The sequence below is a fragment of the Ruegeria sp. AK4 genome (assembly GCF_056541025.1).
Map to the genome: position 1 here is coordinate 32,871 of NZ_JBQFXS010000020.1, position 25,931 is coordinate 58,801.

Sequence of the window (25,931 nt, forward strand, 5' to 3'; positions counted from 1 at the left end):
GACCTTTCCCTCTTTCCTTCAACCAATATAGACTCGGCGAAGAACAACGTACACTGTTCGAATTGAACTCAAAAAACGCTCTATTTCTACTTGGGCTTTAAGCTTTAAGCACAGACTATTGGCATAGTTCTGGAACGCCGAAACAGACTTCAAACAAGATCAGACACCGCCCCTGTTCACTTTCGCATGGTCTAAACACATAGCGACCAGTATGTAACAGAAAGGAGGAGAACACGTGGAGCGAAAGCTGGCGGCCATCCTGATTGCAGATCTAGTCGGCTTCACCGCCCGGATGGAGCGGGACGAAGTAGGCACGCTCGAAGTCCTCTCAGCGCACATTGAAGATATTGCTGCACCGCTTGTCGGTCGGCATCACGGTCGCATCGTCAAACAAATGGGTGACGGTCTGCTCGCCAGTTTCGACAGCGCTGTCGATGCCGTTTCCTGCGCGGTTGAATGGCAAAATTCGGCGGTAGTGGGCTCCGACCCGCTTCGCTTTCGCATCGGCGTCACTCTTGGCGACATCATCATGCGCGACGGAGATGTTTTTGGGTCCGGTGTGAACCTTGCGTCGAGGTTGGAGCAGCTTGCCCCACCCGGCGGTGTATTGGTGTCGGACGCTGTTTATCGTGTGGTCGGGAACCGTATACCGGTCGCCTGGGAGGATACTGGTCAGCACACGGTAAAGAACGTTGCCGAACCGGTACATGCTTGGCGCATTGGGGGGTCAAGCGCAGTACGCGCTAAACCGCCTCAGCCTGAATCATCAGGAAAAGCCACTATTGCTGTCTTGCCTCTACACAACATGAGCGATGACCCCGAGCAGGCCTTTTTTAGCGACGGGATTGCGGAAGACATTATTGTGGGCTTATCGCGTTTTCGGACGCTCAAGGTTGTTTCCAGAAATGCGTCTTTCAGGTTCCGGACACAGGACACAGATCCAGCCAAAATCGCGGAGGCTCTCGGCGCAGATTACCTGGTTGAAGGCAGCGTGCGGAAGGCTGGCAGCCGCGTGAGGATCTCGGTACAGCTCGCAGACGCCCGTACAGGTACTCAACTTTGGTCGGATCGATACGACCACGAACTGGAGGACGTTCTGGCGGTACAAGACGAGGTGGCCCGAAATATCGTCGCAGTGTTGCCAGGCAGGGTCCAGCACGATGTCGTCGACCGTTCGACACAGAAACCAACGGATCAGATGAAGGCCTATGAGCTGATGCTCAAGGGCAAGGCACTACGCGACGGCTTGAACGCACGAGATACGGCCAAGGCGAGAGCGTTGTTGGAACGAGCGGTCGCGCTCGATCCGACCATCGCGCGATCTTACATGTATCTTTCGGACACATATGTCATAGACTTGTGGCTTGGTCTGGCAGACGCTGACGCACCGGCCCACACGTTGAAGATCGCCCGAAAGGGCGTGGCACTGGATAACCGGGACGTCTACATTCAAGACCAGCTTGGGTTTGCTTATCTCTGTGCCGGGCTGTGGAGCGAGGCCGAAGCGCAATTCAACAAGACACTTTCCATGATAGAAAGCGAGGCGGAGTCGATGGCTTGGTGTGGCTATGCTTTCCTACTGCTCGGCCAGCACGAAAAGGCACGCGACGTAGTTTCGGAAGCTATGGCGCTGGACCCGCTACATCCGCCTGCCATCGACTGGATTATGGGGCAGGTCGAATTTTTCAACGGTAACTATGAAGCAGTGCTTGGTTTTCTAATGGGAGCAGCGCGGCTTAACTCGTTGGCCACTGCATTTGTTGCCGCGTCTTACGCGCAGCTCGGACGAGAGCGAGACGCCTCCGACGCATTGCGAGAATTCGTCACCGAACGTCACGATGAGTTCACAAGCCGAGGTATTGTGGATGAGGATGACACAGTAGATAGTCTTGCCCGCGGGTTTCGGTCTATGTGGCGACGACCGGATGATTTTGAACGTCTTGCCAATGGGTTACGGGCGGCAAGTTTGACCGGCTGACGCCGACATTAACTCTTTTGCCCAACCGGCGCGGCCTCAATTATGCGTTTCTCTGCGCCCTATTTTTCGGCAGCGCGAACCCAAAGCGGACATGCAAAATTAGACTTTGCAGTTTCCAAAATGCCAAAGAGCGAACTTTTGCACGAGGCTACACCCGATACCAGTTTTCAACGTCTCGGATAGCTTCCTCGACTGTAAATGCAGCCTCTACCTCTGCGACTACACACCGTACTTCATCCGGGCTTGCATTGAGTTCTAAAATACTCACCCCCAGATCATGGGCTGACCCGGCATTTGAATAAATCGTATCGACCCCAATTCTGATGGCGTTTCGATGTTGCAGTAGATGCTCAAAAAACCGCACATAAATAATCTCCTCGTACGGAGAATGACTGTCCGCTTCAGAGACAAAACCTAACTCTGCGGCCTTGGCACACGTCAAACGCCAAGCCAGTTCCATTGTCGATGGAGGCGCATCTCTGGCCTCATCAGTATGTCTGGGGTTCGCAAATGTAGACCTTCGGATAGCTTCGAGTTTGGCACGCAAGTTCTTTGTAGGAACAGGATAGATGAATGTGGTTTCCTCGGATGCTAAGGCTGGTTCAACCTGATCCGGCTGCGCCTGGATGAACTCGGAAAACCTGTTTCCGATGATAGGGACTTCACCGACAATCATGTCTGTGGGATCGGTAGTCTCTGTCAGCCATCGCGCCAGGGCTCTCCGGCCCCACAATCCGGCTGCCTTGCGGATCAACGGATGAGTTCCATCTGAAACATCTGGATACTTTGCTAGAATGTCTTCGGTCTGAAACGCCGCGAGTCCTTTATCCCACCGCATGATATGTACGCGACGTCCCAAGGAGACCGAAATGGATATTTGCTGGCGCAACAGAAATGACTTTCCAGACGCCGGTAATCCAGTGAAGAAAACCATGCGGCAACGACGTGCAGCGTCGGCGAGGTGTGTTCCAATCTCGGTTTCCGCAAAACTGTCGATAGAAATTGCGTATCTCCTAATTTGGTGTCAGCCGCAGACCGGAGCGGCGAGCGTTCACCACCTCCAAAATTGTTACCCAAGAAATCCGGCGATTTCACAGATGAATTGTCAACCTAAATTGCCCTAAAGCCCAGTTTGAGAGCTTTCCATTGCAGATAGATGCTTCAGCGCTCGCAGCCCAAAACGGACATTGCGATTTCTGTCCGTACTCCGGTAGCTTCTATTCATGACTGTTTTACCCAATCTCTCCGAGCATTACTCTGACCCAAAAACATATCCTCCCGGCGTGGCTTTCATGGACGGGCAGTATTTGCCGATTTCGGAAGCCAAGATTTCGGTGCTGGACTATGGGCTACTTCATTCCGACGCGACGTATGATGTCGTCCATGTTTGGAACGGAGCCTTCTTTCGACTCGAAAATCACCTTGATCGGTTCTTTGCAGGTTTGGAAAAGCTGCATATGTCAATTGAGTATGACCGAGAACAGGTCATCGAGATACTGCACAACTGCGTCGCACTGTCAGGGTTAAAGAACTCCTACGTCGAGTTCATTTGTACACGCGGTATGTCTCCGACACTCAGTCGGGATCCACGTGATGCGGTCAACCAGTTCATCGCATTCGCAATACCGTTTGGATCGGTGGCCAATCCAGAGCAGATGAAACATGGATTAAATGCAGCAATATCATCCTTGGTCCGCATTTCTCCGCAGTCAGTTGATCCGACTGTGAAGAACTATCATTGGTTGGATCTGGTCAAAGGCCTCTACGAGGCTTACGACCGCGGTGCTGATACTGCGATCCTTGTCGATACAAATGGTAACGTATCTGAAGGGCCCGGATTCAATATTTTTGCCGTCATCGACGGAAAAGTTCTAACTCCGAAGTTCGGCGTGCTTCTCGGGGTCACTCGTCAGACGGTCTTCGACATTTGCACGAACCTGGGTATCGACTGCTCAGCCGTCGACATACCCCAAGACCAACTTCTCGGTGCAGATGAGGTGTTTATATCTTCAACCGCCGGAGGGATCATGCCGGTGACCAAAGTGAATGGCCAAAGCATTGGCACTGGTTCTCCCGGCCAAATCACAAGTCAGATTACCAAGAGTTATTGGGATATGCACAAAGACAAGAACAACAGGATGGTTGTTGAATACTTGGACTAAAAATAGCTGTCAGTCGGTGTCGGGTTTACCCAGTGGTGGAATGTAGTTTTAGGAGCCACGACTCTGCTGGATGCGTCTTACACAATTAGCTGATCGCAGCCCAAACCGGACATTCGTAACAAGACTTTGCTATTTCCGAGATCAGGACAAAGCGGTCGATGACGAGAAGCCTAGAGTTTTCAAATTCCAGTATCGAAAATCGAAGGGCGCACGGCATCCTCTTACCTTCGAACAATAAAGTTTTGGCGATGAACAACGTACACTGCTCAAATTGAATTCAAAAAACGCTCTATTTCCACTAGGGCTTTAGGCCAGGCAGGATCATACTCTGGCATCGTATTGTTTGCTGTCTCAAGGCCAATAAAGCGCGCATTCTTGATGCCGGAGGCGAATATCCTACCTTGTTCAACACTGTGCATCCTGTCTCGATTAGCGTGCATAACCAGAGCCGGACAGGTGATCCGCAGAAGTAGATCGGTTACGTCGACCCCTGCGACCAGTGGTCCAATCTTGAGCCAATCCTGATGGTCCATTGCCACTTTCATAAATTCTGCATAAGTGCGCTGGTCATGCGGACTTGCGGTTGGAGCAAATGATTGGGCCATCAAGTCTCTTGCAGAAGGGTATTCATCGTTCCAGCCTTCAAGACTCATATCCATCATTGCTTGCCCAAGCGCGGCAATTCCGGGCTGTGAACGCACCGCGAGTCCTTGTGCAAATCCACCGAGTAGAACCAACCCCGAAACACGGTCAGGATTATGTGCGGCAAAGGCCGCCGCAATGGTTGCCCCAAAAGAAATGCCAAACAATGGAACTTTTTCGATCCCGGCTGCGTCCAGTACGGCCTCAACATCTTCGACGATTCGATTCAAAGACACATCCTGCACGCCCCGCTGGGACAAGCCATTGTTTCTACCATCAAACCGATAAAGGCAGTGATTTTCAGAAAGCAGCGGCAACCACCCGGCGATGGTGTTCATCGTCCAATCGTATTCCAGATGCCTGAGCCAGTTTGGTGTGACCAGTAACTTTCTACCGCTTCCAGTGGATGTCCAGGCAAGCGTTGTACCGTCTTTTGATTTTGCAAAGCGGACGTCTTGAGAGTTAGCCAGCAGCTTGTTCCTTGCGCGTCTTTTGTCACCATCTAAATCAATAGAGTAGGCTTCCACTGGATTTGGAATTCCCTTCAACCGTATCGAGCTTTCTGGTCGCAAAGCAACCGCCAGCGAAGTTCCCGCAACTTCAGCAGCTGTCTTGCTGACGAGACAACTTCCAATATGCGCGCTGGACTGAAGGCGAGACGCAACATTCACGGCCTCTCCGAACAAGTCTTTGCCATTTGGCATTACGTCGCCAACGTGGAGACCTCCTCGAAGTGTTACGTCTTCATCTCTCATCTGATTGAAAATCTGGCTGGCAGCATTAATTGCGTCTGTGGCTGCAACAAACTCAACCAAAGCACCATCTCCCATCAGCTTGAATATTCGTCCTTTGTTTTCATGGACCAACGGTCTGATCACATCGTCCAAAATGCGTTGTAGAGTGTTCAGCGTGGTCTCAGCATCCTCTGACATGCGCTTGGTATAATCGACGACATCGAGGCTTAGGATCGCAGCAATTTTCCGCTTCATCAGTCGATGTGATCCTTTTAGCTAAACCAATTCCTCTGAACCAAAATTAACAGACGAATAGATTTTTGTGACCAAAACTTGTGCCTGGGCATTTTGCTAAGCCTGCAAGTTCCCAAACTTGCGTTGAAACACACAGCCGAGCAAAATGTCTTATTGGCTGGCGAAACCTAGAATTAAGGTGAATGATTAACGCATTTCGCGTTGCTAACTAAGGTTCACTTCGAAATATCAATTCTAAAGGTGTCAGTCCGTAGCTCTTCTCATCTGTGACCGATGGCAGCCCAAAGCAGACCTTCAAAATCGTGTTTTGCAAACTCCGAGTTGCGCAACGACCCAGACGTTCGAGAGACAAAACCGCTATTCACTTTAATCCGCGCAATGCCTGCATCCGGTAGCGATATTCACTGAGGAAAGGCTCAACTATTTGGGAAACAGAAAGGTAGCCACAAGTCTCGCGCCCCAACCGTCGGGCCCACTATCGGGGCCGTCGGCCCAATAGCGTATTCCTCCGCCTACGCTGATAAGTTGATCGCCGAGTTGGGTAACTTTGGTGACAACACCGTTGATTGGCACAGACCATTGATCGTTTTCCCAGTCGTAGGTGGACTCAGTGTTTAAAGTGAACGTCCACGCGTTCGAATTTGTGTAGGAAATAAATGGCTGTAAGAACGTCTGGTTGATGTCGGTGTTACCATCAATGTCCCAAATGTGATTTGTAAGGCCACCATATGTCCAAGGACCCTGCTGTTTGAGAGCCACGCCGGTAACTCCAGCACCCCACTCTCCGAGACCTAAACTGTTATCTGTCGACGTCGGCAGCAGAAAAACGGGTCCAGCCCCCCAGATCCAACCGCCAGCGCTCGGCTTTTTGGGCGAAAGAAAAAAACTTTGGACGGTATCTCCTAGCCCAGTTTCGGAACCGGAACCCGCTAGGCCGCCATCTATGGAGGCAATTGGAAGAATCGTTCGGGATATGAGGTTCCAATCATCCGTAAGATCAAAGGGAACAACCGGTTGTACGTTTAATATCCAACGCGAACCATTTCCGTCGGCACCCAAATTCTGATCATAATTCAGCTGGAATGGCACACTAATGAGAGCGGCCACTGGGTTAGCAAGTTGCTTTGCTAGTTCTTCTTCCTGGGACTCTGCCCACGCAGTACCAGAAAGGGCACTAATCCCGGCAAGTATGGAGCAGCGTAGCAACCTTAGATTCATAGGCGGTTCCCTTCAGCTGGCCGTTTTCTCATGGGTGGCTTGCACTTGAGATCGCCAGGTTGGCAATGAAATCAATGGCCCACTCACAGTCCGCCGCCGCCGAACTAGATGAAATTATTCAGCACGGCTGACTTATAGCCCAAATACTTCATCGAACTTGGCTTTCAGACTGTCTCCATAAGCGTATCCGAAAGGACATCCTCGGAGAGCGCCCCCGGTGCGCCTATAGCGACAAGCCGTGTTTCGGGTTTGCGGTCACCCCAAGCACCATCCCGTGCGATGTCCATACGTTTTCCAACCACCTGAACAAGAATGCGATGATCTGGATCCTCCTCGCTGAAAACAAAACCCTTGAGACGATAAACGTCGCCCGGAAGCTTCCGAATTGCACTCCTGAGAGAGGATAGGCTTATCGGGCGTTCAGCTTTCATCATAGTTGTTGAGAAGCTGTCCGAGTGATCAGAGTGATGGCAACCACAATCCGGTCCATGTTCGTGATGATCGGGTATTTCTGTTTCGAGCTGTTCGGCGGCAAAACGACCAACGGAAAGAAGTATATCCAGTGGGACGTCTGCGTTGACAGCTTCGACCAGACGATATCGACGGAAGCGAGACCCAAGCCAATCGTGCACCCTTTGAACAGCCGCCCTGTCGACGAGGTCGACCTTGTTCAAAATAACCATGTCCGAGAACGCGATTTGACGGAGCTTCAGTTCCATTTGCTCCGGCGCAGAAAATAGCTGTTCCGCATCGACCAGGCACATGAGGCTGTCCAAGCGGATCATGTCCCGAAACTTCTGATCGGTGAATGTCATCGCAATTGATGACGGGTCCGACACTCCGCTTGCTTCAAGGACGATGTATTCCGGTTTCTCAGGCCGGGCGAGAACGGCTTCCACCGTTTCGATCAGATCATCTCGGATCGAGCAGCAAACGCAGCCATTTGCCAGACTCATCACATCATCTTCGAGACCGACTACTAAGTCAGCGTCCACGTCTATTGATCCAAAGTCATTCACCAGAACCGCAACCCGCAACCCGTGATTACCTGTCAGGATGCGGTTCAAAAGTGTTGTCTTACCGGCTCCGAGAAAGCCGGTAAGGATCGTTACGGGGATTGCAGAAGTCGAACCGAATTCAATCATGATTGGATCTCCTCTCAGTCTTCTTCGCGCGAGCCGATTACATCCGAGACTTTGATGGTAAAGTTCTGCGGCCAGTCTCCGCCGGGCGCTCGGAAAACGTCAGTTGGGTAGTATTCGCGTGGATCGATCTCCATATCTCGATACTTCTGATCTTGCTGATCCGCTCGGGTAAGCCTTGGGTTCGGCAAAGTAACTTCCTCTGGAAGCTCGATGCGCCCGGCCTCTGCTGCCGCAGCCAGTTCGCGGAATGGCGGAACTGTGCCAGATTTTCCGGGCAATGCGGCTTTCCGATACCAGATCGCATCCTTAGTCACGTTAACAACGGCAACATCGAGACCCCATTGGAAAAGGCCGTCGTAATGGGCGCGAATACCCGCCAGCATTTCAGCGTCGATGTCTTCGTCTTGCGTATAGTGCGTCACCATTCCCAAACGCGGCTTTGTGTCAGCAAAGAGCTTACCCACAGCATAGTGGGAGGTATGATGCGTATCGATTGTGTAATTAAACAATTCCTGTGGGATACCGTATTTATAGGTCATCAGCTGACCTATGTCCTGTCCGGACATTTCGGTTACAAAGACATCAACGCCTTCGCCGTATTTCCTTGAAAGCTCATCCGGGCGACCATCGCCTGTCCATACAAAGCTCAGACCATTCCAATCGAGCCGATACCCAACTGCACCGTCTTTGGCGTGGCTGCGGGGCCAAGATCGAACAGTCACACCGTCTTGGTCATAAACGATGCCGCCTTCTTGGCTGAAATCAAACTCGTTGACTTCGATCTCGTAGCCGTCCCCAATCGGGAAAACATCGAAGGCCTCCAGATGCCATTTGAGCATCTGTTGCATGCCTTTAACCATTCCGGCTGTTCCAAGCTCGGGTGTCCGACCGGACGGGCCGTGAATACGAAGTGGAGTGTACCCTCCCGACCAGGCCCGGAACGGGTAGATGTAAGGGATGTCGGCGTAGTGATCGACATGCAGGTGAGAGATAAAGATGTCGTTGATCAGCTGCCCCGGCACCTGCATGGCGATGATGTTGCGGACACAACCGGATCCAAAGTCGAAGAAGAACCGTTTTCCATTTCCCAATTCTACCATGATACAAGTACCCGCCTGATCTTCGCGCGGCGGATAGGGTGTTGAACCGCAGAATGAGATGCGCATCTCATCTGGCCCCAACTCCTCACTCAGTGGAAAATAGTTCGCGTTTGAACCAGTCATGTACTTCGTAGGACGGAAGTACTCCGGCAAAGATATGCCGCCTGCGGGTCGACCACCATATGGGTTTTTGAGTGTTTCTCCTAGAGGGCCGTCTCCTTCGTGGGCCTCGGCGCTTCCTGCCGCAAACCCAGCTGCCCCTGTCGCAGCCGCTCCAGTAGCCAAGCCCTTTAGAACACTCCGCCGCGACGGGTCTTCAATTTGGTCTGACGCCTGAGCCTGTTTGTCGTCCTGGTCTTTTCTATTGTCTTCCTTGGTCATGGATCGGTCCTCAGTTAAAAGTATCTCACAGTTTGCGCTTCAATATCCGGCGAAGCTCGTTGATGAGTTCAGATTTGATGTGGGCCCATTCGGCGCGCTCTGAGGCCGTGATCGATGCGTCTTTCGAAAACGCAGATGCTTTCTTCAGGTCTTCGATGACCTCGCCGAGAAGCGCGTCCGTTTCGATGTGCCTCGACAGCACATCGGAAAGTTCTGGAATTTCTTCAATCAGGTCCACCGTCACTGGAAAAATCCCGACACCCACTATCTATTCTCAAATCAAGATGAGTGCGGTTGACCGCAAAGGCCAAGTGAGTCACCGTGAGTTGGGGGTGAGTTGACATTGAACAAATCCAACGAATTGCCAATAAATCAACATGTTGGACAGCCTTCTCCGGAGCTCATCCAGGAAGCTCTGAGTCGAATTGTATCAAGCGACGGGTTTCAAGCTTCACCCCGACTCACGCAATTTCTCACCTACATAGTCGAGGAATCTCTATCTGGTCGAAGCAATCAGATTAGAGGTAAAGCTATCGCTGTTGAGGTCTATGGACGGCGAATAGATGGTACTGGTGGTCAAAACCTGGTTCGCGTTGAGGCTAGGCGACTGCGTCGTCTTTTGCATCAGTTCTACGAAGATCACTGGGACGGCAATGGAGTTCGCATCTTTGTTGACCCTGGCGGATACAAGCCGCGGTTTTCCTACGTACCTACAAATGAAGATCGCACATCGAGTGCGTGGGACAGCGATGAGCCTGATGAGCGTCGGCGTTCGCTGAAACTGCTGCCAGCCGGACTGGGTGTTCTTGCATTAGTCGCTGTGCTTGGAATCTGGACGAGCCAGGATAACAGGGAGGTTGTGCCAACAACTCGATCCATCGAAGAAGCAGAACGTGTGGCGCTTGGTGAACAATCATTGACAAGACTCCAGGCTGCCAACCTTGCGGACCAAGCCCGAGGCATGTTTTTTCCCGTTTTTGATGTCAAACGTCAGCAAATAGCACTGGGAATGTTCCAGCACGCGATGGAACTCGACCCGGCTCTGTCTGATGGCTATGCTGGATCAGCGCAGGTCCTGGCGATCCTAGCAGTGTTGTCGCCGGATGAAGCACAGAGGGAGGATCTCTTCAACCAAGCCTCAGAAATGTCTGGAATAGGGCTTGAATTGTCCCCCGTCGATGCATGGGCAAACGGCGCAAATGGTTGGGTGCTGGCTGTCAAAAACCAGCCAAACGAGGCATTGAAGTACGCAAGAATGTCCGTCGAACTGGCGCCGAATGATGGCCATATTCTCGACCTTGCAGGTATCACCGCCATCTTGGCTAACGCCCCGGAACTTGCTGCCGAGGTTAGCAACCCGGAGAGGCCCAAATCAGGCTCTGGTAGGTTTGGTGCGAGAAACATCTGGGGCGTTTCGCAACTTATGCTCGGGAACTACGAAAATGTTGTTGAAGCCTTCCAGGGCGCACCAGCTGCCGGAGCGCCAGTCAGTGCTCCTTCGCTCTTATTCCAAGCTGTTGCGTACGATAAGTTGGGAAATTCAGAAGAAGCACGACGGCTCGTCGCTGAAATGCACGGGACATGGCCTGAGTTTCCGTCCGAGTTTCTCGCCGACAGGATTTTCCACAACGACGTCAATACGCGGAATATGATACTGGAAACACTGAGTAGGTACTGACGAAAATTATCGAGACTGTTGCCTATGCTGGGTTCAGACTTTTGCCACCAGTCTCGCGAAAATCGGAACTGATACCATGAGCAGCGCAAGAATCCAGAATGCCGTCGCCAGTGTCGATGCCCCAGATATGAAACCAATCAATGCTGGCCCCATAAGGATGCCTGCATATCCCGTTGTAGTAACCGAGGCGATAGCAATCCCCGGTGGCATCAAGTTTTGACGTCCAGCAGCGCTGAATAAGATCGGCACCACATTCGCCGCTCCGAGCCCAATCAAGACAAACCCAAGCATGGCAACAACCGAGTTGGTCGATAGCAGAATACTCGCGATGCCAAGAACTGCGATTGATCCGCCAACCAGCAGCACGAGATATTCCCCACATCGCTCAACAATTCGGTCACCAGTCAGGCGGGCTAATACCATTGCGATTGAGAACAATATGTAACCGACGCCGGCGCTTTCGGGTTCGGTGAGTTCAAGATCAATGATCAGAAGAGCGCCCCAGTCCAGCAGAGCACCTTCGATCAAAAACGTGATTGCTGCCAAAATGGCTAAGAGCAGAACAACCCCGCGCGGAACGACAATGGGTTCCGGATCCTTGCCACTGACCTCCAAAAACCGGGAGCGGGCCAGCAGCATTGAAGCCAATGCCACGATAGCCCCCACGATGGCACAAGCCAGAACTGGGATGGACAACGACAACAAAAGTGTAACCAAACCAGCGCCGAAAAACCCACCAATACTGAACTGGGCGTGAAAGTTCGACATAAGTGGTCGATTTTCGATAGCTTCAATTTCCGCGCCATGAACGTTCATTGCGACGTCGATGGTTCCAAGTGATGCTCCGAAAACGAAAAAAGCTGCACCCAAAGCTATTGGCGTTTGCGATAGTGCCAGTAGGGGAAGCATGGCGATCAGACCATAGCCTCCAAGCAAAATAAGTGGACGCGCTCCACTGCGCGCTGCCAAGACACCGGTAATCGGCATGGCGACTATAGATCCAAATCCAAGACAAAGCAGGAGTAGCCCAAATTGCGTTTTATCGACGTCAACGGATTCTTTGAAAAAGGGAAAAAGGGGGGCGCAGCAGGCCAGGGAGAAACCCGCCGTAAAAAAGGCCAAACGTGTGGCTAAACGCGCCGAGTTTGTAGCCGAATGGTTAGTCGGCTGGCCAATTCTCGAGGTCAGTTCACTTACACGAGAACTGTCGGTCATTTGGTCACCACACGCGTATGGGACGCGAGCAAATCTGTTGTCGCGTTGTTTGAATCTGTGACAACGGCATCTATCTCTGGGAGCGCTACTGTTCGATGACGGGCTCTGAGGCCGATTTTCGCGTGACTAGTCACAACAATAGTGCGGCTTGCAGCCCGGTGCATTGCCTTCTTCATCATGGCTTCTTCTGCATCGTCCGAGCTTAAACCGAACTCTGCCTCCAGTCCGCACGCTCCCAGAATCGCAACATCTGCCGCGACATCCCCAACCCGTTCGATTGCGGTGTCTCCTGTCGCAATGCCGCCTTGCGGCCTTAGGCTACCACCCAAAACATAGACCGGAACGTTTTTTTGCTGGCAGGCAATCGCAATCCAGGGCGACGGTGTGATCACAAGGCGACCCTCTTCGTGGGGCAGGTGTTCGACTATGGCAAGTGTTGTCGTGCCTCCATCGATCAGGAGTGTCGCCGCACTGCCTATCTCTCGGATAGCGGCAGATACCAGCTTCGCGTCAGGCGCGACATCTCCCGACAGTCTTTTATGCAATGGCGGTGCCGGAGTGGACAAAGGCACAGCACCACCGCGAACGCGTTGGGCCTTTCCCTCTGCTTCGAGGGCGAGAATATCCCGCCGGATCGTATCAACTGACACGTCAAATTCTTGAGCAGCCTCGACCGCAATGACTTGTTGACCTTCCCGCAAGCGCCGAGCCAGTTCGAGTTGACGAGTGTCTGGTACATTCAGATTCATGCAGAAACCTTCAGAATATTGCAATAAACCGCATAGGCTGCTATGCGACGCCCGTCAATACTGAAAAGATGTGAGCGAGATTGGGATGAAATTGAACCACATTGCTCTTTGGACAACAGACTTGGAGCGCTCCTCGAAATTTTGGGTACATTTTTTTGAAGCGGAACTCAGCGACAGGTATGAGAGTGTGAATCGCCTCGGCTTTGCCTCCCGCTTCGCCACGTTGCCTAACGAAGACGTTCGCATCGAACTGATGGAAGGACCATGGGTGAAGCCTTGCTTTCACGAGGAAGGTGGCTGGGCACACGTTGCCTTTTCAGTAGGTAGTGTATCGAAAGTTGATGAGGTGGCAGATCGCTTCAAACACGCGGGGCTGCTGGTGTCCAAACCGAGGCGAACGGGCGACGGATACTATGAAGCAGTGGTTCGATCTCCGGAAGGTCTCATGGTGGAGATCGTCGAATGAACTCAATTATGGTCAAAGGTGTTTTGATTTTTTGGTGTCAAAAGCAAAGGTCCTATGCTTCTTAGCTTCGAGACGAGCGTCACAATCCATTCAAATTGTCTCCGCTTAGAAAGCGTACGGCGCTCGACAAAACCGGCAACAAATCAGGACCTCGCCCTGTGTGGATAACGGGTAGACTTTGCAGATTTGCAATGTCCGCTTACTGCGCATCGCTGACCTTAAAGCACGTTGAAGCATTTTGTATTTTGGGCTCGATGCGGCCATTCTCTGCGGCTTGTATGATTGGCTGGTCGCAGCCCAAAGCGGACATTGAGAACCGAGCTTTGCAACTTCAGTTGGGAGCACCTGAACATAGGTCTTCAATAGTCGCTTGGGTGCCGCGCACCACTGTATTGATGCGCGGCTTGCGATATCACTCGCTCCGAACAACGTCCGAGTAAGCACCATTCAAGTTGAGTGTGACGGTAACCGTCTCATCGTCCCTGTTTCGCCAGAACCAGCCGTGATCACCCGCGAAGGGGGTTTCGAAGCTGCCCTCACCTTCGGTTTGACCGCGCCCTTTCTCGTAGGTCACGTTTTGGTCACCCGCATGTGCATGGAGGTCGAAATTGATCCGACCACCTTCAGCCACCCACGCGTAAAAGAGAGTCGGCCCCATGCTCTCAAAACTGCGCACCGACTAATGAAACTTTGGGCTCAGTGTTGCCGCTCTCTGCGGCTTGCATGATTGACTGGTCGCAGCCCGAAGCGGACCTTCATCGCCGAGCTTAGCAATCTTCGACATGCGCAACATTGCTACCGTCCCCGAAGCCAACACGAAGGTCAGCTAAGGATACACGCATCTCACATATTCACTGTCTCAGCCACTCGCATGTTGATATCTTTTCTCTGCGTCCATGCTTTCGTGTTTTGCTGAACGAACTGATCGATAGAGGTTGGTCGTGATCCAGTCAGCTTCAGCACACTGTTAGTGACGCGATCCTCTGACCCGCCAGCAATTATGCCGTCCATTGCCGCCAGCGTTCTAGCGTATTCTTCCGGCAATCCGAGGCTTTGATGACGCTCTGCCAGTTCATCGACGGTTAGGCGATGATGGGTGGTCTTCCACCCCAATTGATTGCTCAGTGTTTCGGCAACGACATCATAAGAAATCGCTTCCGGTCCAGTGAGTAAATAGTCAGTGTTTTTGACTGAAGGAGTGACCAGCAGCGTCGTTGCACAGGCTGCTATATCGCCAGCATCGATAAAGCCAACTCGGCCGTCCCCTGTTGCTGTGTAGATGGCGGATTCATCGCGAATGGAATCTCGGTGATGAAGCTCTGAGAAGTTCTGCATGAACCAGGTTGGACGCAGCACGGCCCATTCCAGAGCGTTGGCGCGCAGCCAAGCGTGGACTGCGCCCATCATTGGTCCGCCTTCTTCCAAAGAAGAGGCACTGAGTAGCACGAAGCGCTGGACGCCCGCGGCAAGTGCCGCCTCAAGACCAAGCTGCATTGCTCCCAGTGAATCCACTGCGTCTGTGGGTGCTACGAGGTAGACCGCTCTGACGCCTTCGAAAGCATCAGTGAACGTAGGCGGATCGCTCCAATCGAACCGTAATTCATCTTTGTTTCGAGGACTGCGTGTTCCCACGCGGGGGGCCAGCCCTTTTGCATGTAGCTGTTTGACGACGCGGCTGCCAGTCTTGCCGGTCCCGCCAGTAACAAGAATGGAATTAGTCATCGATAAAGCCTCCTAGCTTGGACTTAAGAACTTCGACGCCGCCGACGGCATTCAGCAGAACCTGTGGGTTCCAGTAGTCGCGATAGCGCGTGATACGTCCGTTTTGGACCTCGATGACCGAGATGTAGTTCTGATCGTAGCGCCCGGCCTCGCCTTTACCTTTGCAGGAGAACTCCAACACATAGGTTTCACCGTCTTTGGCAACATGGGTGACTGCCGGGCTCATGGATTCAAAGCTGATTAGGCCGCCTGCCGTTGGCAGATAGGCTGCCATCGTGTCTCGGCCGCGGAGTTCTCGCACAGAGCCTTCTGGAGCAAACGGGAACTCGAACACGATGCCTTCGTCACACATGTCCAGGAAGTTCTCGCCTGCTTCTGCGATGATTGCATTTCCGAGGGCACCGCGCAGCATCGCGCCAAAGCTGGGTATGTTATTCGTGTCAGACATGATTTCTTTACCTCTTGTTGTTCCCTTAACGGGAGGGTTGTTCTGTGAGTGATGACTTGGCTTATGTCGCTCTTCCAAACTGCATGATCAGAACACCTGCAATCGACAGCACAGCACCAGTGATGCGATAGAAGTCGGCTGGTCGAGGAGCGTTCCCAAGAAGCCCGTTCTGGTCCAGGATGAGTGCCATCGTCATTTGTCCAGCAACGACTGCGGCAATAAATGCGGCGGCCCCAAAGCGTGGGATCAGTACCATGGTCGCCATCACGTAAATAACACCGATCACACCTCCTACCCATGCCCAAGGAGGAGCCGCGTACAGTGATGATAAGCTTGGCAATGTCGGTCGAAGCCATGCGATGCCGACCACCAGGCAAACGAATGAAATTCCAAACGACAACAAAGTTGCCCAGAGTGGGTGGCCGGCAGCGCGGCTGAGCTCGGAGTTCATTCCGGCATGGATGGGTATCAAGGCCCCGCAAAGCAGAGGCGCAAACCACAAAAGTGCGATTTTCGGATCCATCTTTGCGTCCTTTCATCAGCCGCCAAAAACGGGTTGCGGTATCGACAAGTTTGCCTCAAAGTACAGCGGAACGATACCGTTTCGTCCTATATAAGGGAGAATTACGATGGAACGCAATAGTTCCGACGTAAAATATTCTGATCGGCCGCGTCGGAAGCCGGCCGGGGCTGCCGTTTTGCAAGACACGGTGACGAAAGCAATCCAACGCGCCTTGTTTGAGGAATGGGCGGAAACGGGTTACTCGGCTCTACGCATGGAGCGTATTGCGGCTCGCGCAGGTGTCGGAAAGGCGGCGCTCTATCGAAGGAGCAAATCCAAGTTTGAACTGGTGACCGAAGCGGTGAAATCAGCTGCCACGAATATCACTCCAATTCCGGACACGGGATCTTTTGAGAAGGACGTTGCCAGGCTTATGCGCAGAATGGCTGCAACTCTGCGCCATCCGCTTGTGAGGCGGATTCTGCCGGACCTACATGCTGAGCACGCTCGTTCTGATGAATTGGCAGAATTGCTGGAGAGTGTGACGCGGGATCGCCGGGCCCAAGCAATGATTATGTTGGACAGAGCCATTGAGCGTGGCGAGCTGACAAAAGACACAGATCGGCAAATGATCCTGGATATGTTTATCGCACCGCTCTACTGGCACGTCATCGTTCAGCATCGACCTGTCAGATCAGCAGACATTCAACGATTTACCAATCTGGTACTAAGTGTATAAAAATAAACAGTAATCATAAAGCAAATTGAAGAACTGAGGCGAAGGTCGCTTCAGATATTCGTCACCGCCTAACAGACTAGGGAACCCAATTTTTATGGGTAATCGCATAATTCAACGCTTCGAGATCTTCAGTCAGCTGGCTGAATGAAATTGGGCCACCAAGGCAAACCCTAACCGCTTCATCGGGCTCTCCTGTCACCGTAAACGCATTGCTCGGCATGATCCCGATTTGACGATTGGCCATGTGACTCATCACATCAGCTCTGCTCGACCCTTCGGGCAGCTTGAGCCAGATATTGAATGCTTCGTTGCAGTCGACGAAGTCTTGGTCCTGCATGATCTTGGCCGCCAAGTTCTGTCTGCGGTTCGCCTCCTTGCGGACAAACTTTTGCACTGCCGCGGCTGTACCATCCTCGATCCATCGCGCCATCAAAGCTGTTGTGATTGGTGACGCCATGACATTCGATGCCTGCAAGGCCCGCGTGAAGTGGGTTTTCGACAGCCCAGACGGAACCACCGTAAGCGCAAGCCTCAAACCAGCGCCCAGACATTTCGAAAGACCCGCGATGTACCACCCCAATTCTGGGATATTCTGTGAGATAGGAGGTGGAGCATCCGACGACACAAAACGACAAGCGTCATCTTCAATCAAAGGCAAACCATACTTGTCCAAAACGGACGCGATCTGCTGACGTCGCTCCATCGGAATTGTAAGCGTCAGGGGATTTTGCAGCGTCGGGTTCAGATAAAGAGCAGAAGGCGCGTGCTCTTGGATAGCGGCATCCAGATCATCAGGAAGAATACCGCTGTCGTCTGATCTCACGCCAATTAGCCGGATGCCAAGTTGAGCGCCTATGGCGCGAATACCGGGATAGGTCACGCGCTCACAGATCACGGTGTCTCCGGGCTTGGCGAGCAATGTCAGGATCGACAGCAAACTGGCATGTGCGCCAGGCGTGATTGCCAATTGGTCTGCTGTAACGTCGATACCGTTGATGTTCATCCAGCGTGCTGCGGTCTCCCGGTCTTGCCGGCTCCCGATAATGGATTGGTAGCGAAGCAGAGGAACGAGGTTCGCAGCAACATGTGTGAGGCCTTGTTCCATACGGGCCACCAGAGCCGGATCATCTGGCTCCGGGGGCATGTTCATGTTCGGATCTTCTTCAAGCGCGCGGCGTGGGTCTGCTTTCTCTGAAGTTTCTTCTGGTTTCCGGATAAACGAGCCCCGGCCGACAAAGGTGTCGATATACCCTCGCCTCGCAGCCTCAGAGTACCCGCGAGAGACAGTTGTGAAATCCAAGCCAACAAGCTTGGCGACGCTGCGTTGAGGCGGAAGCCTGTCACCTGCATCAAGCACACCTGTCTCTACATCATGTCTGATCGCTTCCGCGATCTGGACATAGAGTGGTTTCCCGTCGTTGCGCAGATTCGGCGTCCATGACTTCAAGGCTTTGCTCCATTCAATGCAGGAGATTGTTTCTGTCACTTTTACCCTTATGGAGAGTGAATTTCAACATATTGTCGCATATTCCATCGCATTGATTGGTTATTGATTGCATTTTGTCTGAAGATGAACTATCTGAGGCGCAACTGAAGGAGATCAAAGATGTCCGACCTTGCAATTGATGCCCACGACGACAGCGAAGAGCGCCCCATCAAACCCGCGATCATGAATGGGATGCGCCTCAAGTGCCCCAAGTGCGGGGAAGGAAAACTGCTGCATAGCTACATCAAAGTGAACGATGAGTGCTCGAATTGCGGTTTGGATCTGAGCCATCAGCGGGCTGATGATGGTCCGGCTTATCTTACGATCCTGATCGTAGGCCACCTTATGGGGTTCGCGTTGCACATCGCATGGGTGACATGGAGACCAGAACCCTGGGTGTTGGCTTTGAGCATGTCGGTCATCGCAGTAGTCGGTGCCTTGGCACTGCTACCGGTCATGAAGGGCCTGATTGTCGGATACCAATGGGCCAAACGCATGCACGGGTTCTAGCCAGCCGCCCTCCCGACGAGTTCTCAGCCCTTTCGAAGGATGGTTACCTTGATGGATTTGAATTTCTTTTCACTTGAGGCGACAGGAAAGACGATTGCGGATCTCACAACAGCCGCACCCCTTATTCCTGCGAGAACCGCTGTCAATGTGGCCTGGCTGAACGATGAGGATGACTATGACAGGCTGCGAACGGTGCGCCGGATCGACGATGCCGGACTATTGCCGGTGCCAGTATTTGCAGCTCGACGCCTTCAATCAAAGAAACACTTGTTTGACCTGACCGAAAAACTCCGGTTTGCGGGCGCACAAGGACAAGTCATGGTCGTTGGCGGTGACCCATCTGATGCGTCGGGTCCATTCAACAACACGATGGATCTCCTTCGAACCGAGTGGATTAAAAAATATGCGATCAAGAGCGTCACCTTGCCAGGTTTTCCAGAGGGAAACGCAGCCATAGGTTATCGTTCTGACGTGGCCTTACTGGAGGAAAAAGTAAAACTTCTGGAGTCCTACGAGTGCAGCGTGAGCATAACCACTCAACTTGCCTTTGATCCAATCAGAATTCTCAACTGGATAAGCCAGCTTCGAAACGTTGGTGTTAGCCAGACCATCCAAATTGGGATACCAGGGCCGACCAAAAGGGATCTCCTGCTCAGGTTTGCACGCTCATTCGGGGTTTCGGCTAGCGGGTTGAACAACGTGAGTGACACCGTGGACAGGATCGTTGATATCTCCTGTCTGATCTACATGATCGAACAAGGGCTGCAACGACGCAATTTAGCTGATGTTGCGGTTCACCTTTATCCTTTTGGTGGCGCGAAGGTTGCCGTTGAGTGGCTTGCTGCGATTAAGGCGCACCAAACACGGGACGCTTCGAGAAAAATGCTAGCTTGAGGTAAAAAAGGCCAGCCATTGGGGTCGGCCATGCTGGATTTTCGAGAGGGCTTCTTCTGATTGTTGAAGGTGTCAAGCCGCCAGAGCGACCGAGTCCTTTCCAGCGGGAACCCGAAGTGGACATGTGCTGTCGGTGACGGCTCTCCAGATTGCCTGAACGACATCCTCGGAGAAGGTGAACTCTTTCCCTTCGGTGTTCATGAAGGCCGCCATGGTTTGCTCGACGAACGGCTTGTAGTCTTCAGGCGTGTCATTGGATTCTGACATCAGTGCCATTGCGTTCTTGCCAAAATTCGTCGTTGGGGCCTGACCTGGTAGAACGATATGGGTCCGAATACCCAACGGAGCCAGTTCAAGGGCAAGGCACTCGGTGAAGGCGTTCACCGCAGCTTTGCTTGCCGTGTAGACCGAAGCCAGCGGCAGCGGTTTAAGTGTGACACTGGAAGAGACATTCACGATCACCTCTGACCCCGTGGCGCGCATTTGTGGCAGCACCGCACGGACCATTTCCATGGTGCCGAACGTGTTGGTCTCAAAAATTCGGCGCAGGTTATCCTCTGATGTGCCCTCAAAAGGGGAAAGCCAACCGACGCCTGCATTGTTCACCAACGCGTCGATGGGGCCCGCAGCATCCACTGCCTTTGCAATACTCTCGCTGTTCGAGATATCCAGTGGCAGGATCGTCAAACGATCCGAGGCCGGCAATAAGGTTTCATCTGGCTTGCGCATTGTTGCGAGAACCGACCAGCCCTGTTCGAGAAAGAAACGCGCCGTCTCCAGGCCAAATCCCGAAGAACATCCTGTGATCAATACGGTCTTCATGACGTTGTCTCCTATTTTTTGATGCCTTGAAAGTAGACGGTGTCGGCAGTATTATAAATAATCAATAGTCCGTTTCTTTTTATCGATGGTCCAAAATGGCAGATCCATTCTCTGAAATCATCACCCTCCTTCAACCCAAAGCGTCCTATTCCAAACTGGTGCAAGCATCAGGACCATTTCGGGTGCATCGCGAGGATGTAAACGAGGCCTTCTACTGCTCGCTTCTAACCGGACGTGCACGCCTGGAGGTCGAAGGAAAAGAACCATTGGTATTGAATGCGGGTGATTTTGTGCTGATCCCTGCGGTCAAATCCTTCACCTTCTCTAGCATGGACCCTCCGCCACCCACTGATTTGGTCAACCACCCGGTGGAGGGTGAAGACGGTATTTTCCGGCTTGGGGCATCTGACGCGGATCCAGAAGTTCAACAGCTCGTTGGACACTGCACCTTTGCCAGCCCGGACGCTGATTTATTGATCTCTCTACTGCCTGATCTGATTGTTGTCCGCGGTGAGGGTCGGTTAGCTGCGCTTACAGGGCTTGTTCGCGACGAGGCTCGCGCAAATAGGCCGGCGCGAGATGTGATCGTCGAGAACCTATTGCAAGTCCTAATGATCGAAGCCTTCCGCTCTGGCGCGGACCCGGCCCCGACTGCTGGCCTTTTGCATGGATTGGCAGACGTGCGGGTTGGACCAAGTTTGCGAGCCATGCACGCAGCCCCGGCTCACAGTTGGACTGTTCAGGCTCTTGCAACCGAAGCCGGGCTATCCCGATCTGCATTCTTCACCCGGTTTGAAGGGGTCATGGGAATGCCCCCAATGAGCTACTTGCAAAACTGGCGGATGACACTGGCAAAGCATATGCTCCGAGCGGGCGATCTCAGCATTGCCGAAATCTCTGCCCAGACCGGGTATGGGTCGTCCAGTGCCTTCAGTACGGCATTTTCCCGCTATGTTGGATGCCCGCCCGCGCGTTACTCAAAGGCAAATCCGCTGGAAGCTTCGGGCTAACTCTGTCAGATAACACCACCATTGGCGCGAAGTGTTTGCCCACTGACCCAACGACCATCAGGTCCAGCCAAAAGCGAAACAGCGGCAGCGATGTCTTCGGGCGTTCCGAGCCGTCCAAACGGGTTCATCTTTTTGATGTTCTCGATCATCAACTCGGGCTTGCCAGTAATGAACAGGTCGGTCCCAACCGGCCCAGGTGCGACAGCATTCACGGTGATGCCACGTGAGCCCAATTCTTTGGCCAGCACATGAGTCATTGCTTCCACCGCAGCTTTCGTCGCTGCGTAGATCCCGTATGTTGGCTGATAGAGACCGACCACGCTGGAGGACAGGCTGACAATCGCTCCGCCTTCTCTCATGCGGTTGGCTGCCTCACGCAAACCGCGAAAGACACCTCCAATGTTGACTGCGCAGTGGGCCTCAAAATCGGCATCAGATGTAGAAGCAACCGCACTCAGGCGCATAATTCCCGCGTTGTTAACCAGAACATCAGCAGAACCGAATTCTTGTTCAGCCACATCGAACAATCGCGGCAAGCAGGATGGATCAGAAATGTCACCCTGGACCGCGACTGCTTGGCCGCCAGCTTTTTTGATAGCGTCTACAACTTCGTTCGCTCCTGCATCATCACTCGCATAATTGGCAATGATTGCATGGCCATCCTGAGCCAAGCGGAGTGCGATAGCTGCACCAATCCCCTTGCTGGCGCCGGTAACAATTGCAGTTCGTTGTCCGTGTACCATGTCAATCTCCTGTCTGATTGCTGCGAAGATAGAAAGGGAGAAGAGCCAGATAATCTGTTTTGAATTGGAATGACAATTCGATAAAAGCGAACAATGATCGATAGACTTGAAACCATGCGCCTGTTTGTTCGGGTGCTCGAACGTGGGAGTTTCACAAATGCCGCAGCGGATCTGAACATTCCGCGGTCTACCGCAAGCGAAGCCATCCAGAGGCTTGAGCGCGACCTTGGTAGTCGGCTGCTGGATCGAACGACACGCCATGTTGCTCCAACACCGGATGGGCAAGCCTATTACCAAAGGTGCGCGTCCATTTTGGCTGATCTGGAGGAAGCTGAAGGTGCACTGCGTGGGCACGAACCCTCAGGTCTGCTTCGCATTGACGCCCCCGGCACTCTAACGCGGGTCTTCCTGCTGCCGCACCTGGCTGATTTTTTCGCGACTTACCCCAAGATCACCCTTCAACTCGGCCAGACAGAGCGCCTGGTGGATCTGGTGCGCGAAGGGGTCGATTGTGTCATCCGTGCAGGCATTCCTGATGACAGTGGTATGATCACACGGCGCCTGATCGATCTCCCCGAAATCACCTGTGCGAGTCCAGAGTACTTAGCCAAATTTGGCACTCCAAAGTCGGTAGACGACCTGAGAGGTCATCAGATGGTCGGCTTCCTGTCTTCGCGCACTGGCGCAGTATTGCCGCTGGAGTTCAAGATCGGTGACAAGCCTAAGGAAGTTACGTTGCCAGCGCTGGTTACAGCAAATGACGCAGACACAGTGCATGAGTTGATCCGAGAAGGGTTCGGGATTGGACAAGCTCCGAAATATCGTTTTCTGGAAGACTTGAGAGCGGGACGCCTTGTAGAAGTTTTACCGGATGCGCCACCATCGCCCACTCCGCTGGCTGCATTTTACCCACAAAATCGACAACTATCCCCGCGCGTCCGGGTTTTCCTCGATTGGGTCGTTCGCATTTTCAACAAGGCAGTGCTTTGACGAAGTGTCTAAGCGCCCCCATTGACTTGGGACGGAGCTTTGTTTCCGAGGTTGTTGCCGAATTCACCGAAGAGAACCCTGCCGTCTCAATCGAACTGTCCCTCTCAGACGGCTATGTCGACCTTGTAGGCCAGGGTTTCGACCTTGTTGTTCGCTTCGGCAACATCACAGACAGCTCGCTCAGGTTGCGAAATCTAGGAAGCTACCAACGTTTCGTATGCGCGTCCCCAAGTTACCTGGCCTCATTCGGAACGCCTGACAAACCAGAAGATCTATTAAACCACAACTGCTTGGTCATGAGGTTTGGCGATATCGTCCTCAGCTACGCACCAAATTGGTCACAATGCGCCTTCGTCGCCCAGGAACTCGATACCAGCTGTCGCGCCATCACTGTAGGCAATGCAATTCCAAGGAGCACGATCCTCGCCAACACCGACGGTTACTTGTGTTCCCGCCTCGCTAAACGCGGACGACAGCACCACAACTTGCGAATTGTTCGTCGTATTGGCGACATCACGCAGACATGCCTGCTGGGCAGGAGTCAGTTCTGCTGATGCTGTCGAGCTGCCAGTATCTTCACATGCTGCAACTGTCAGCGCTCCTAACACAACAGCCATGGGCTTCCAAATTTTCTTCATTGTCGTTCTCTCTATGGTTCCAACTAATACTTGGCCAAAGATGCAATACAAAATCAACTATTTGATTGTGTCGAAGTTTCTGCGCAATAGCAGGTGCTAAACGGTAATGATCTCTTTTGATGACGCGATTCATTCTGGCGGAAGGTCCATTCAAGCTTCCGTTTTGGGCTCGAACCATACCGTATCTGAAGCATTCTCGAATGACGTTAACGCGAACAATGCTGCCGTCGGATGTCGAAAGATAGATGACCTCTCGCAGCCCAAAGCGGACATTCGGACCCATACTTTGCTTTTCACTAGAGGCGGGCAAACCAGCCATTGAACGAATGACAGCTTCGACGAAAGCCCCGTAAATAGGCCTTCACTAGACTGCTTTCCCAATAGTATCGCCGAGTTTTGAAAGCCAACCTCACTTTGTTTCGGGGGGCTCCGAAATGGCATTGAGGAAGTCGGCTGGCGCTTCGACCTGCGGCCAATGACCGGCATTTTTTATTTGCAATAGCTGAGCGTTTGGAAGGAGGTCGACCAAGGCCTCTGAGGCAACCATTGGAACAATGCCATCCCTATCGCCATGAATGATGAGCACGGGTTGATGGAGCTGCGCTAAACGCTCAGGTGTCAGGGTGTCTTGGCCCGTCGCCAGAGACCGCGATATCGCATTTATAGCGCCATTCGCATTCGCCGTACGATGTTCCTGCAAAAGCTGTCGCACGACTGCGTCGTCTGTAGGCGGGGAGGCATAAACCCGGCCCAGGTAGGCGCGCATATCGCTCTCTGATTGTGGGGCAGCGCCTGTTGCAAGCATTTCCGCGCTCATGCCATCCGGAAGTCCTTGAACGAAGGCCGGCGCGACGAGTACGAGCCGTTCAATGCGATTGGGTTTCTGTTCCGCAGCCAGCAATGCGATCCAGCCACCCATGGAGTTGCCAATCAAAGTCGCGTTTTCAATGTCCAATGCGTCAAGCAACGCGAACAACTGATCAACATAGGTCTGCCCACGGTAGCTGATGTCAGGTTTCGCAGAACGTCCAAAACCTAACAAATCAAGCGCAATCACACGGTGTGACTTGGATAGCGAACCAACTACTTCGCGCCATCGGCTGAGATCTGCACCAAGCCCGTGGATGAGTACAAGTACCTCGCCAGTGCCTTGGTCTGTGTAGGCAACTTCGTACCCACCAATCGTTCTGGTTTCGATTTGCAACATGTTTTCTGCTCTTGCAACGGGTGTGGATCCAAGTGCGAGCGCAAATGCTGCGTTCGCCGCAACTAGAAAAGTCTTAAGGGTCATGACTGCGCCCTTCATGCCTGCGCTGGATCAATCGCGCGCATAGCGTCGATGACGGACTGCTCGCCCTCTATGCCCGCCACGGAGTTGTCAAACTCCATCCCGATTATCCCGTCGAAGCCCTTTTCGGCAATCTTCTGGATAATCGGCCGGTAGTTGATTTCTCCGACGCCTGGTTCAACACGGCCCGGATTGTCGGCAATCTGGAAGTACCCAATCTCATCCCAGGCAAGTTCCAGGTTCTCGATGAGGTCTCCGCCATGGATCTGCTGATGCCAAAAGTCGTAAAGCACTTTGACGCTCGGCATACCGACGGCTCTTGAGATTGTCTGACGTCAGCGCCAATGGGACAGTTTAGGTCGATTTGATAAGAGAGGGTTTCTGGCTCATCGTAACCGCCAAGGAGTGGAGATGAG

Annotated in this window: 27 protein-coding genes and 1 pseudogene; 10 read left to right on the top strand and 18 right to left on the bottom strand. The window is 52.8% G+C overall.

The genetic code is table 11. From position 1 onward, the window contains the following. The first annotated feature begins 235 nt into the window (after nt 1-235). Nucleotides 236-1,978, top strand: coding sequence for an adenylate/guanylate cyclase domain-containing protein (locus tag ACR0EZ_RS21645; RefSeq protein ID WP_480616828.1), 1,743 nt, complete (start codon nt 236-238; stop codon nt 1,976-1,978). A gap of 148 nt (nt 1,979-2,126) precedes the next feature. Here ACR0EZ_RS21645 and ACR0EZ_RS21650 read toward each other — a convergent pair whose 3' ends face one another. After that, complete coding sequence (locus ACR0EZ_RS21650) at nt 2,127-2,912, bottom strand: hypothetical protein (protein ID WP_480616830.1); 786 nt, start codon at nt 2,910-2,912, stop codon at nt 2,127-2,129. A 289-nt stretch (nt 2,913-3,201) separates the two neighbouring features. Here ACR0EZ_RS21650 and ACR0EZ_RS21655 point away from each other — a divergent pair, with 289 nt between their 5' ends. After that, the gene (locus ACR0EZ_RS21655; RefSeq protein ID WP_480616832.1) at nt 3,202-4,140 is read left to right on the top strand and encodes an aminotransferase class IV; all 939 of its coding nucleotides are present in this window, start codon (nt 3,202-3,204) and stop codon (nt 4,138-4,140) included. Between the two features lie 266 nt (nt 4,141-4,406). Here the strand turns inward: ACR0EZ_RS21655 and ACR0EZ_RS21660 are convergent, their stop codons facing one another. The 5 genes from ACR0EZ_RS21660 to ACR0EZ_RS21680 form a co-directional block, all read right to left on the bottom strand. Next, a complete protein-coding gene (locus ACR0EZ_RS21660; RefSeq protein ID WP_480616834.1) occupies nt 4,407-5,771 on the bottom strand; it encodes an alpha/beta fold hydrolase in 1,365 nt (454 codons plus the stop codon). A gap of 420 nt (nt 5,772-6,191) precedes the next feature. Further along, the gene (locus ACR0EZ_RS21665; RefSeq protein WP_480616836.1) at nt 6,192-6,989 is read right to left on the bottom strand and encodes a transporter family protein; all 798 of its coding nucleotides are present in this window, start codon (nt 6,987-6,989) and stop codon (nt 6,192-6,194) included. 164 nt (nt 6,990-7,153) lie between these two features. Beyond that, nucleotides 7,154-8,134: a CobW family GTP-binding protein gene (locus ACR0EZ_RS21670; protein WP_480616838.1), complete on the bottom strand. Its 981-nt coding sequence runs from the start codon at nt 8,132-8,134 to the stop codon at nt 7,154-7,156. 14 nt (nt 8,135-8,148) lie between these two features. After that, nucleotides 8,149-9,615, bottom strand: coding sequence for a guanitoxin biosynthesis MBL fold metallo-hydrolase GntH (gene gntH, locus ACR0EZ_RS21675; RefSeq protein WP_480616840.1), 1,467 nt, complete (start codon nt 9,613-9,615; stop codon nt 8,149-8,151). Between the two features lie 25 nt (nt 9,616-9,640). Next, complete coding sequence (locus tag ACR0EZ_RS21680; protein WP_170624857.1) at nt 9,641-9,859, bottom strand: hypothetical protein; 219 nt, start codon at nt 9,857-9,859, stop codon at nt 9,641-9,643. Between the two features lie 93 nt (nt 9,860-9,952). Here ACR0EZ_RS21680 and ACR0EZ_RS21685 point away from each other — a divergent pair, with 93 nt between their 5' ends. Continuing rightward, a complete protein-coding gene (locus tag ACR0EZ_RS21685; protein WP_480616842.1) occupies nt 9,953-11,293 on the top strand; it encodes a tetratricopeptide repeat protein in 1,341 nt (446 codons plus the stop codon). 33 nt (nt 11,294-11,326) lie between these two features. Here ACR0EZ_RS21685 and ACR0EZ_RS21690 read toward each other — a convergent pair whose 3' ends face one another. Both ACR0EZ_RS21690 and ACR0EZ_RS21695 read right to left on the bottom strand, forming a co-directional pair. Further along, on the bottom strand, nt 11,327-12,508 hold the full coding sequence (locus ACR0EZ_RS21690; RefSeq protein WP_480616844.1) for an MFS transporter: 1,182 nt from the start codon (nt 12,506-12,508) through the stop codon (nt 11,327-11,329). After that, nucleotides 12,505-13,257 (bottom strand): DeoR/GlpR family DNA-binding transcription regulator, encoded by a 753-nt coding sequence (locus tag ACR0EZ_RS21695; RefSeq protein ID WP_480616846.1) that lies wholly within the window; start codon nt 13,255-13,257, stop codon nt 12,505-12,507. The genes ACR0EZ_RS21690 and ACR0EZ_RS21695 overlap by 4 nt, the downstream gene beginning before the upstream one ends. An 85-nt stretch (nt 13,258-13,342) precedes the next feature. Between ACR0EZ_RS21695 and ACR0EZ_RS21700 the strand changes: the two genes are divergently transcribed. Beyond that, the gene (locus tag ACR0EZ_RS21700; protein ID WP_480616848.1) at nt 13,343-13,723 is read left to right on the top strand and encodes a VOC family protein; all 381 of its coding nucleotides are present in this window, start codon (nt 13,343-13,345) and stop codon (nt 13,721-13,723) included. Nucleotides 13,724-14,135: 412 nt separating this feature from the next. Here the strand turns inward: ACR0EZ_RS21700 and ACR0EZ_RS21705 are convergent, their stop codons facing one another. The 4 genes from ACR0EZ_RS21705 to ACR0EZ_RS21720 all read right to left on the bottom strand — a co-directional run bounded on the left by ACR0EZ_RS21705 (nt 14,136) and on the right by ACR0EZ_RS21720 (nt 16,416). Next, a complete protein-coding gene (locus ACR0EZ_RS21705; protein WP_480616849.1) occupies nt 14,136-14,381 on the bottom strand; it encodes a hypothetical protein in 246 nt (81 codons plus the stop codon). A gap of 185 nt (nt 14,382-14,566) precedes the next feature. Beyond that, nucleotides 14,567-15,445, bottom strand: coding sequence for an ergot alkaloid biosynthesis protein (locus ACR0EZ_RS21710; RefSeq protein ID WP_480616851.1), 879 nt, complete (start codon nt 15,443-15,445; stop codon nt 14,567-14,569). Continuing rightward, nucleotides 15,438-15,893 (bottom strand): nuclear transport factor 2 family protein, encoded by a 456-nt coding sequence (locus ACR0EZ_RS21715; RefSeq protein ID WP_480616853.1) that lies wholly within the window; start codon nt 15,891-15,893, stop codon nt 15,438-15,440. Before ACR0EZ_RS21715 ends, ACR0EZ_RS21710 begins: the two co-directional genes overlap by 8 nt. A gap of 61 nt (nt 15,894-15,954) precedes the next feature. Beyond that, nucleotides 15,955-16,416: a DMT family transporter gene (locus ACR0EZ_RS21720; protein WP_480616855.1), complete on the bottom strand. Its 462-nt coding sequence runs from the start codon at nt 16,414-16,416 to the stop codon at nt 15,955-15,957. Between the two features lie 106 nt (nt 16,417-16,522). On the opposite strand from ACR0EZ_RS21720, the gene ACR0EZ_RS21725 reads away from it, so the two are divergent. Then, nucleotides 16,523-17,134 (top strand): TetR/AcrR family transcriptional regulator, encoded by a 612-nt coding sequence (locus ACR0EZ_RS21725; protein ID WP_480616857.1) that lies wholly within the window; start codon nt 16,523-16,525, stop codon nt 17,132-17,134. A gap of 76 nt (nt 17,135-17,210) precedes the next feature. On the opposite strand, the gene ACR0EZ_RS21730 is transcribed toward ACR0EZ_RS21725, so the two are convergent. Beyond that, on the bottom strand, nt 17,211-18,620 hold the full coding sequence (locus tag ACR0EZ_RS21730) for an aminotransferase-like domain-containing protein (RefSeq protein WP_480616858.1): 1,410 nt from the start codon (nt 18,618-18,620) through the stop codon (nt 17,211-17,213). Nucleotides 18,621-18,740: 120 nt separating this feature from the next. Here ACR0EZ_RS21730 and ACR0EZ_RS21735 point away from each other — a divergent pair, with 120 nt between their 5' ends. Together ACR0EZ_RS21735 and ACR0EZ_RS21740 are read left to right on the top strand one after the other, a co-directional pair. Next, nucleotides 18,741-19,130 (top strand): DUF983 domain-containing protein, encoded by a 390-nt coding sequence (locus ACR0EZ_RS21735; protein ID WP_170515877.1) that lies wholly within the window; start codon nt 18,741-18,743, stop codon nt 19,128-19,130. 51 nt (nt 19,131-19,181) lie between these two features. After that, complete coding sequence (locus tag ACR0EZ_RS21740; protein ID WP_480616860.1) at nt 19,182-20,024, top strand: methylenetetrahydrofolate reductase; 843 nt, start codon at nt 19,182-19,184, stop codon at nt 20,022-20,024. Between the two features lie 72 nt (nt 20,025-20,096). On the opposite strand, the gene ACR0EZ_RS21745 is transcribed toward ACR0EZ_RS21740, so the two are convergent. After that, entirely contained in the window at nt 20,097-20,846 is a 750-nt protein-coding gene (locus ACR0EZ_RS21745) for an SDR family oxidoreductase (RefSeq protein ID WP_480616862.1), read from the bottom strand. 95 nt (nt 20,847-20,941) lie between these two features. Here ACR0EZ_RS21745 and ACR0EZ_RS21750 point away from each other — a divergent pair, with 95 nt between their 5' ends. After that, nucleotides 20,942-21,856, top strand: a complete 915-nt coding sequence (locus ACR0EZ_RS21750; RefSeq protein ID WP_480616864.1) for an AraC family transcriptional regulator — start codon at nt 20,942-20,944, stop codon at nt 21,854-21,856. A gap of 5 nt (nt 21,857-21,861) precedes the next feature. Here ACR0EZ_RS21750 and ACR0EZ_RS21755 read toward each other — a convergent pair whose 3' ends face one another. Then, the gene (locus ACR0EZ_RS21755; protein WP_480616865.1) at nt 21,862-22,599 is read right to left on the bottom strand and encodes an SDR family oxidoreductase; all 738 of its coding nucleotides are present in this window, start codon (nt 22,597-22,599) and stop codon (nt 21,862-21,864) included. Nucleotides 22,600-22,692: 93 nt separating this feature from the next. Here ACR0EZ_RS21755 and ACR0EZ_RS21760 point away from each other — a divergent pair, with 93 nt between their 5' ends. Both ACR0EZ_RS21760 and ACR0EZ_RS21765 read left to right on the top strand, forming a co-directional pair. Beyond that, nucleotides 22,693-23,589: a LysR family transcriptional regulator gene (locus tag ACR0EZ_RS21760; RefSeq protein WP_480616867.1), complete on the top strand. Its 897-nt coding sequence runs from the start codon at nt 22,693-22,695 to the stop codon at nt 23,587-23,589. After that, nucleotides 23,586-23,897: pseudogene (locus tag ACR0EZ_RS21765) on the top strand (substrate binding domain-containing protein); the annotation flags it as partial. The gene ACR0EZ_RS21760 and the pseudogene ACR0EZ_RS21765, both read left to right, overlap by 4 nt. A gap of 30 nt (nt 23,898-23,927) precedes the next feature. Here the strand turns inward: ACR0EZ_RS21765 and ACR0EZ_RS21770 are convergent. The 3 genes from ACR0EZ_RS21770 to ACR0EZ_RS21780 form a co-directional block, all read right to left on the bottom strand. Beyond that, a complete protein-coding gene (locus ACR0EZ_RS21770) occupies nt 23,928-24,227 on the bottom strand; it encodes a hypothetical protein (protein WP_480616871.1) in 300 nt (99 codons plus the stop codon). Between the two features lie 409 nt (nt 24,228-24,636). Then, on the bottom strand, nt 24,637-25,518 hold the full coding sequence (locus ACR0EZ_RS21775; protein ID WP_480616869.1) for an alpha/beta fold hydrolase: 882 nt from the start codon (nt 25,516-25,518) through the stop codon (nt 24,637-24,639). An 11-nt stretch (nt 25,519-25,529) separates the two neighbouring features. Then, complete coding sequence (locus ACR0EZ_RS21780) at nt 25,530-25,841, bottom strand: TIM barrel protein (protein ID WP_480616873.1); 312 nt, start codon at nt 25,839-25,841, stop codon at nt 25,530-25,532. Nucleotides 25,842-25,931 lie beyond the last annotated feature (90 nt).

What these genes read in the sequence shown, in the direction of transcription:
- ACR0EZ_RS21735 (WP_170515877.1), top strand. Translation starts at nt 18,741, where the DNA reads ATGTCCGACCTTGCAATTGATGCCCACGACGACAGCGAAGAGCGCCCC.
- ACR0EZ_RS21760 (WP_480616867.1), top strand. Translation starts at nt 22,693, where the DNA reads ATGATCGATAGACTTGAAACCATGCGCCTGTTTGTTCGGGTGCTCGAA.
- ACR0EZ_RS21725 (WP_480616857.1), top strand. Translation starts at nt 16,523, where the DNA reads ATGGAACGCAATAGTTCCGACGTAAAATATTCTGATCGGCCGCGTCGG.
- ACR0EZ_RS21750 (WP_480616864.1), top strand. Translation starts at nt 20,942, where the DNA reads ATGGCAGATCCATTCTCTGAAATCATCACCCTCCTTCAACCCAAAGCG.
- ACR0EZ_RS21705 (WP_480616849.1), bottom strand. Translation starts at nt 14,381, where the DNA reads ATGGGGCCGACTCTCTTTTACGCGTGGGTGGCTGAAGGTGGTCGGATC.
- ACR0EZ_RS21710 (WP_480616851.1), bottom strand. Translation starts at nt 15,445, where the DNA reads ATGACTAATTCCATTCTTGTTACTGGCGGGACCGGCAAGACTGGCAGC.
- ACR0EZ_RS21655 (WP_480616832.1), top strand. Translation starts at nt 3,202, where the DNA reads ATGACTGTTTTACCCAATCTCTCCGAGCATTACTCTGACCCAAAAACA.
- ACR0EZ_RS21650 (WP_480616830.1), bottom strand. Translation starts at nt 2,912, where the DNA reads ATGGTTTTCTTCACTGGATTACCGGCGTCTGGAAAGTCATTTCTGTTG.
- ACR0EZ_RS21715 (WP_480616853.1), bottom strand. Translation starts at nt 15,893, where the DNA reads ATGTCTGACACGAATAACATACCCAGCTTTGGCGCGATGCTGCGCGGT.
- ACR0EZ_RS21740 (WP_480616860.1), top strand. Translation starts at nt 19,182, where the DNA reads ATGGATTTGAATTTCTTTTCACTTGAGGCGACAGGAAAGACGATTGCG.
- ACR0EZ_RS21775 (WP_480616869.1), bottom strand. Translation starts at nt 25,518, where the DNA reads ATGACCCTTAAGACTTTTCTAGTTGCGGCGAACGCAGCATTTGCGCTC.
- ACR0EZ_RS21745 (WP_480616862.1), bottom strand. Translation starts at nt 20,846, where the DNA reads ATGAAGACCGTATTGATCACAGGATGTTCTTCGGGATTTGGCCTGGAG.
- ACR0EZ_RS21755 (WP_480616865.1), bottom strand. Translation starts at nt 22,599, where the DNA reads ATGGTACACGGACAACGAACTGCAATTGTTACCGGCGCCAGCAAGGGG.
- ACR0EZ_RS21700 (WP_480616848.1), top strand. Translation starts at nt 13,343, where the DNA reads ATGAAATTGAACCACATTGCTCTTTGGACAACAGACTTGGAGCGCTCC.
- ACR0EZ_RS21695 (WP_480616846.1), bottom strand. Translation starts at nt 13,257, where the DNA reads ATGAATCTGAATGTACCAGACACTCGTCAACTCGAACTGGCTCGGCGC.
- ACR0EZ_RS21660 (WP_480616834.1), bottom strand. Translation starts at nt 5,771, where the DNA reads ATGAAGCGGAAAATTGCTGCGATCCTAAGCCTCGATGTCGTCGATTAT.
- gntH (WP_480616840.1), bottom strand. Translation starts at nt 9,615, where the DNA reads ATGACCAAGGAAGACAATAGAAAAGACCAGGACGACAAACAGGCTCAG.
- ACR0EZ_RS21770 (WP_480616871.1), bottom strand. Translation starts at nt 24,227, where the DNA reads ATGAAGAAAATTTGGAAGCCCATGGCTGTTGTGTTAGGAGCGCTGACA.
- ACR0EZ_RS21670 (WP_480616838.1), bottom strand. Translation starts at nt 8,134, where the DNA reads ATGATTGAATTCGGTTCGACTTCTGCAATCCCCGTAACGATCCTTACC.
- ACR0EZ_RS21665 (WP_480616836.1), bottom strand. Translation starts at nt 6,989, where the DNA reads ATGAATCTAAGGTTGCTACGCTGCTCCATACTTGCCGGGATTAGTGCC.
- ACR0EZ_RS21720 (WP_480616855.1), bottom strand. Translation starts at nt 16,416, where the DNA reads ATGGATCCGAAAATCGCACTTTTGTGGTTTGCGCCTCTGCTTTGCGGG.
- ACR0EZ_RS21690 (WP_480616844.1), bottom strand. Translation starts at nt 12,508, where the DNA reads ATGACCGACAGTTCTCGTGTAAGTGAACTGACCTCGAGAATTGGCCAG.